This is a genomic window from Pseudomonas edaphica, assembly GCF_005863185.1.
Classification (GTDB): Bacteria; Pseudomonadota; Gammaproteobacteria; order Pseudomonadales; family Pseudomonadaceae; genus Aquipseudomonas; species Aquipseudomonas edaphica.
Genome location: NZ_VBVZ01000743.1, coordinates 1 through 2,730, shown reverse-complemented (window position 1 = coordinate 2,730; position 2,730 = coordinate 1). Strand labels below are relative to the sequence as shown.

Annotated in this window: 1 protein-coding gene; it reads right to left on the bottom strand. The window is 58.5% G+C overall.

The features are described 5' to 3' along the window. Positions 1 to 993 precede the first annotated feature (993 nt). On the bottom strand, positions 994 to 2,730 hold a 1,737-nt coding region (locus tag FEM54_RS29845; RefSeq protein ID WP_138453990.1), incomplete at its 5' end, for a bifunctional aconitate hydratase 2/2-methylisocitrate dehydratase.

Below are 2,730 nucleotides of genomic sequence, written 5' to 3'. Positions count from 1 at the left end.
GTGTTGTTTTGTGTACATATCCGTTGCTGCGGTAACGGCTGCCTATGGTTCCGCTCTTACAGCGGGTCGCTTTTGTAAAGACCGGAATGCCGGCCCACACAAAAGTAACCAAAAAGTCTTCGCCCCACCACTCGGCACCTCGCTTAGGCTCGGCATGCCCGCAATCCGCCAGTGATTTGGGGGGGCGCCGCGATGGGCCATCCTTGGCCCAGCGCGGCTAATCCGGCATCCCTGCCGGTTTACCCCCCAAATCACTGTCAGATTCCGGCCATCGTGTTTAACGGGGCGATTTCAGATCAAGATCAAGATCAAAAGCGCAGATCAAAAGACCGCTGACTTCGTCATCGAAAAGGATGTGAGAGCCGGAGCAACAGCAACAGCAACAGCAGAGCCATACTCGGTCAAAGGTGGGAGCTGGCTTGCCTGCGATAGCATCAACTCAGTGTGCCTGATGTACCGAGGTGTCTGCATCGCAGGCAAGCCAGCTCCCACAGAAAAGAAGATCCTCAGTGTATGCAAATCCGCTTTTCGCTTTTGATCTAACCACTCAGGTCGGCTTTCAGGCCGCCGTGCTGTAGATCTTGATTTTGATCTGAGACGCCCCGTTAACCACGCTGGCCGAACGCAGGCTTGAATCCGTGGGTAACCCGGCAGGACGCCGGGTTAGCCGCGCTGGGCCAAGGATGGCCCATCGCGGCGGCCCACGGATTCAAGCCGGAGTGCGGGCACACCGAGCCTAGGCGAGGTGCCGAGTGGTGGGGCGAAGACTTTTTGGTTACTTTTGTGTCTTTACAAAAGTGACCCGCCGTAAGGGCGGAACCCTAAGTAGCCGTTACCGCAGCAACGGATATGTACACAAAACAACACAAAAAGACCGCCACAGCCGGCAAACCAGCCCCCACAATTGTTTATCAGTGTGACGAATATCCTATTCCACGCATAAAAAAACGCCGCGCATCTTGCGATGCGCGGCGTTTTTTAAATCACAACATCTTAGGCTTGAATCACCGGGATGTTGGCGCTTGCTGCGATTTTGCGGAACTCGGCGATCTGGTCGAAGTTCAGGTAGCGGTAAACGTCGCTGGCCATGGTGTCCAGTTTCGCTGCGTAACCCATGTACTCTTCGACGGTCGGCAGGCGACCCAGCGTGGAGGCAACTGCCGCCAGTTCTGCCGAAGCCAGGTAGACGTTCGCGCCATCACCCAGACGGTTCGGGAAGTTACGGGTCGAAGTCGATACGACAGTCGAGTTCGGCTCTACACGTGCCTGGTTACCCATGCACAGCGAGCAGCCCGGCATTTCCATGCGCGCGCCAGCCTTGCCGTAGATGCCGTAGTAGCCTTCTTCGGTCAGTTGGTGAGCGTCCATCTTGGTCGGCGGCGACAGCCACAGACGGGTTGGCAGCTGACCCTTGACCTGCTCCAGCAGCTTACCGGCAGCGCGGAAGTGACCGATGTTGGTCATGCACGAACCGATGAACACTTCGTCGATCTTCTCGCCGGCAACACTGGACAACAGACGGGCGTCGTCCGGGTCGTTCGGTGCGCAGAGGATCGGCTCGTTGATTTCGGCCAGGTCGATCTCGATGATTTCGGCGTATTCGGCGTCGGCATCGGCTTCCATCAGCTCCGGGTTGGCAACCCAGGCTTCCATCGCTTGGGCGCGACGTTCCAGGGTGCGTGCATCGCCGTAGCCTTCGCCGATCATCCAGCGCAGCAGGGTGATGTTGGAGTTCAGGTACTCGGTGACGGAGTCCTTGGACAGCTTGATGGTGCAACCGGCAGCCGAACGTTCAGCCGAGGCGTCGGACAGCTCAAAGGCTTGTTCCAGCGTCAGGTCGTTCAGGCCTTCGATTTCCAGGATGCGGCCGGAGAAGGCGTTCTTCTTGCCTTTCTTCTCTACGGTCAGCAGGCCAGCCTGGATTGCGTAGTAAGGAATGGCATGAACCAGGTCACGCAGGGTGATGCCAGGTTTCATTTTGCCTTTGAAGCGCACCAGGATCGATTCCGGCATGTCCAGTGGCATTACGCCAGTGGCTGCGGCGAACGCGACCAGACCGGAACCGGCCGGGAACGAGATGCCCATCGGGAAACGGGTGTGGGAGTCACCACCGGTACCGACGGTATCCGGCAGCAGCATACGGTTCAGCCAGCTGTGGATGATGCCGTCGCCTGGACGCAGCGAAACACCGCCACGGGTCATGATGAAGTCAGGCAGGGTGTGGTGGGTGGTCACGTCGATCGGCTTAGGGTAGGCCGCGGTGTGGCAGAAGGACTGCATTACCAGATCGGTCGAGAAGCCCAGGCACGCCAGGTCCTTGAGTTCATCACGGGTCATTGGACCGGTGGTGTCCTGGGAACCTACGGTGGTCATCTTCGGTTCGCAGTAGGTGCCAGGACGAACGCCTTTGCCTTCTGGCAGACCGCAGGCCTTGCCGACCATTTTCTGTGCCAGGGTGAAGCCTTTGCCGGTGTCGACAGGTGCTTCAGGCAGTTTGAACAGGTCGGTAGGGCCAAGGCCCAGTTCAGCACGCGCCTTGTCGGTCAGGCCGCGACCGATGATCAGCGGGATACGGCCGCCGGCGCGAACTTCGTCCAACAGAACCGGGGTCTTCATTTCGAAGGTGGTCAGGACTTCGTCGGTGCCGTGTTTGCAGACTTTGCCAGCATGCGGGTACAGGTCGATCACGTCGCCCATGTTCATGTTGGTGACGTCGAATTCGATTGGCAG